The 3,823-nt window shown below is 72.2% G+C and carries 3 protein-coding genes; all 3 read right to left on the bottom strand.

Translation table 11 applies throughout. From position 1 onward, the window contains the following. Positions 1-1,310, bottom strand: a 1,310-nt coding sequence (locus tag C1729_RS14030) for a cell division protein PerM (RefSeq protein ID WP_102510767.1), incomplete at its 3' end; no start/stop codon positions are given. A 148-nt stretch (positions 1,311-1,458) separates the two neighbouring features. After that, positions 1,459-2,349, bottom strand: coding sequence for a succinate--CoA ligase subunit alpha (gene sucD / locus C1729_RS14025; protein ID WP_102510766.1), 891 nt, complete (start codon positions 2,347-2,349; stop codon positions 1,459-1,461). A gap of 33 nt (positions 2,350-2,382) precedes the next feature. After that, positions 2,383-3,561: an ADP-forming succinate--CoA ligase subunit beta gene (gene sucC / locus C1729_RS14020; RefSeq protein WP_102510765.1), complete on the bottom strand. Its 1,179-nt coding sequence runs from the start codon at positions 3,559-3,561 to the stop codon at positions 2,383-2,385. Positions 3,562-3,823 lie beyond the last annotated feature (262 nt).

Raw genomic sequence — 3,823 nt, 5'->3', positions numbered from 1 at the left:
GTCGTGCCCTGCCCCGTCGTGCCCTGAGCGCGCCCGGCCGCCGCCCCGCCGTCGCGGCGCACAGCGCCGCGCACCCGACCCCCGACACTGCGGAACCACGCGAGCGACGTCGGATGGAGCAGCACAGCCGTGAGCGCCGCCCCGACGAGCACCTCGCCCGCGACGACGAGCCCCACGACGAACGCGTCCGCGCCGACCTCCTGCATGCGCCCCGGGCCGACACCTCCGGACGCGAGCGACACGAGCACGCCGACCGTCACGCCCGTCGTCCCGGCGACCGTGAGGAGCGCGCCGAGGAGGGTCGTCCACGCGCGGTCCGCCACGCGCCGGTGCACGAAGATCCCCGCGACGACGCCGACGAGCACGACCACGGTCGGCACGACGACCCACACGGAGGCCGGCTGCCCCGTGGGGATCGTGCCGACGAGCGGCACGACGGGCATCGGCCCGGCGACGGCCGTCGTCGGCGAGAAGAGCGTTCCCGTGCCGAACGAGAACCCGACGCCCGAGATCCACGCGAACGCCCACAGCGCGAGGTCAGCCGCGAACATCGACTGCGCGGCCGCGAGCGCAACAGCGTCGAAACCCGTGACGCCGAGCGACTCGACGATGTCGAGCGTCGGTCCCCGCCCCGCGAAGACCCACACGACGAGCAGCACCGTCGCGGCACCGACCCCGAGCGCCGTCGCGATGAACCCGGCGCGCATCCCGAGCCGGAGCCATGCGGGCAGGCGCGACGTGAGCGGCTCGAGGACTCCCGCGAGCCGTGGTCCCTCCGGGTGCGTGACGTATCCGGAGCCGAGCCCGAGCGCCGCGACGACTGCACCGCCGAGGGCAGCCATGACGAGCTGCGGGACGCCGGCGAGGCCTGCGACGAGCACGAGCATCAGCGTCGCTCCCGCATACGTCGCGACGCCCGCCCCGTAGGCCACGGCGGCGGGTCGCATCGACCGGCGCGCGGACGCGTGGAGGACGAACGCGCACAGCAGCGACAGCCCGAGCGGCACCATGGAGATCGTCGTGCCTCCGACGGCGACGGGCACACCGTGCCCGAGCAGCCACAGCGCGAGCCCGACCTGCACTGACGAGAACCAGCCGACGTCGGCGTTCGACGGGTCGCCCGACGACAGCACGAAGACGACGAGCGCCGGCAAGGTGAGGAGCAGGACCGTGAGGACGCACGCCTGCGCGGCCGCGAGGACCCCCGACAGCCACGGGGAGTGCTCGGACCTGTGCGTCGTGGGCCCACCGTCGATGACGCGGCCGCGGCGGCGTCCGAGGACGGCGAGCGCTCCTGTCGGTGCGCTCATCCGTCCATCGTCGCCCACGCCCGCACCGCACGCCGGGGGCGACACGCGCCGCCCTGCCGTGGGAACGACGACGCCCGCCCGGTCACGTGGACCGGACGGGCGTCGCCGTCGTGCTGGTGCGCGCGGCGCGTCGGACGCGCCGGGCGCGTCAGGCCGAGAGGATCTCGCGCATGATCGCGGCGGTCTCAGACGGGGTCTTGCCGACGCGGACGCCGGCGGCCTCGAGGGCTTCCTTCTTCGCCTGGGCCGTGCCGGACGAGCCGGAGACGATCGCGCCGGCGTGGCCCATCGTCTTGCCCTCGGGGGCGGTGAAGCCCGCGACGTAGCCGACGACCGGCTTCGTGACGTGCTCCTGGATGTAGGCCGCGGCCCGCTCCTCAGCGTCGCCGCCGATCTCGCCGATCATGACGATCGCGGCGGTCTCGGGGTCGTTCTCGAACGCCTCGAGCGCGTCGATGTGCGTCGTCCCGATGATCGGGTCGCCACCGATGCCGATCGCGGTCGAGAAACCGAAGTCACGCAGCTCGTACATCATCTGGTACGTGAGCGTGCCCGACTTCGAGACGAGGCCGATCTTGCCGGGGCCCGTGATGTCGGCGGGGATGATGCCGACGTTGGACTTCCCGGGGCTGATGAGGCCGGGGCAGTTGGGGCCGATGAGGCGGACGCCCTTGGCCTGCGCGTGCGCGAAGAACTCGGCGGTGTCCGCGACCGGGACGCCCTCCGTGATGATGACGGATAGCGGCATGCCCGCGTCGATCGCCTCCATGACGGCGCCCTTGGTGTGCGCCGGCGGGACGAAGATGACGGAGACGTCGGCGCCCGTGGCAGCCATGGCCTCGGCGACGGTCCCGAAGACGGGTACCTCGACCGTGAGGTCACCCTGGGGGAAGGTGACGGTCGTGCCGGCCTTGCGCGGGTTGACGCCGCCGACGATGGTGGTGCCCGACGCGAGCATGCGCGTCGTGTGCTTCTGGCCCTCGGAGCCCGTCATGCCCTGGACGATGACCTTGGACGCCTCGGTGATGAAGATCGCCATGATTCGTGGATTCTCCTGTGTCGGTGCGGCGGGTCAGGCGTTGGCCAGCTCGGCGGCCTTGTCGGCCGCGCCGTCCATCGTGTCGACGAGCGTGACGAGGGGGTGCGCGGCCTCGGTGAGGATGCGGCGCCCCTCGACGACGTTGTTGCCGTCGAGACGGACGACGAGCGGCTTGGTCGCCGCGTCGCCGAGGATCTCGAGGGCCTTGACGATGCCGTTGGCGACCGCGTCGCACGCGGTGATGCCGCCGAAGACGTTGACGAAGACCGACTTCACCTGGGCGTCGCCGAGGATGACGTCGAGGCCCGCGGCCATGACCTCGGCGGACGCGCCGCCGCCGATGTCGAGGAAGTTGGCGGGCTTGACGCCGCCGTGGTTCTCGCCGGCGTACGCGACGACGTCGAGAGTGCTCATGACGAGGCCCGCGCCGTTGCCGATGATGCCGACGGAGCCGTCGAGCTTGACGTAGTTGAGGCCAGCTTCCTTCGCCTTGGCCTCGAGCGGGTCCGCAGCCGCGGCGTCCTCGAGTTCGGCGTGGTCGGCGTGACGGAACTCGGCGTTCTCGTCGAGCGTCACCTTACCGTCGAGCGCGACGATGTCGCCACCCTCGGTGAGCACGAGCGGGTTGACCTCGACGAGCGTCGCGTCCTCACCCTGGTAGACGTCCCAGAGCTTGACGAGGACGGGGGCGACCTTCGCGCCGATCTCGGCCTCGAAGCCCGCGGCGGCGACGATCTCGGCCGCCTTGGCGGCGTCGATGCCGACGCGCGGGTCGACGGCGACCTTCGCGAGCGCCTCGGGGCGCTCGACCGCGAGCTGCTCGATCTCCATACCGCCCTCGACCGAACACATGGCGAGGTACGTGCGGTTGGCGCGGTCGAGCAGCAGCGAGAAGTAGAACTCCTGCGCGATCGCGGCGCCCTCGGCGATCATCACGGTGCGCACGACGTGGCCCTTGATGTCGAGGCCGAGGATCTCCTCGGCGCGCTCGAAGGCTTCGTCGGCCGAGCGGGCGAGCTTGACGCCGCCGGCCTTGCCACGGCCGCCGGTCTTCACCTGGGCCTTGACGACGACGACGGGGGAACCACCGCGTCCGAGCAGCTCTGCGGCGCCGTTGCGGGCCTCTTCGGGCGTGGTGGCGATGACGCCACCGAGCACGGGGACGCCGTGCTTCTCGAAGATGTCGCGCGCCTGGTATTCGAACAGGTCCACCCTGCTTCGTCCTTCCCTCGACCGGCATGAATGTCTCGACGTCGAGACATCAGCCCCAGCCTAGTCCGCCGCGGCCGGGCATGGGTCCTCGGTCCCGTGTCGCCCACCTCACACCGGGTGCTCTCCCGCACGGCCTCGCTCCCTCTCCCGCGCCCTCTCCCGCCGACGAATCCGCGCGGATGGCCCCTGGGAGCAGCCATCCGCGCGGAATCCCGGAACGGAGCGGGGGCGGCGGGAGAGGGCGCGGGAGAGGGAGCGAGGC

The organism is Sanguibacter massiliensis (assembly GCF_900240335.1).
Classification (GTDB): domain Bacteria; phylum Actinomycetota; class Actinomycetes; order Actinomycetales; family Cellulomonadaceae; genus Flavimobilis; species Flavimobilis massiliensis.
The sequence above is the reverse complement of the archived record's forward strand: the minus strand, read 5'-3'. Positions and strand labels throughout refer to the sequence as shown.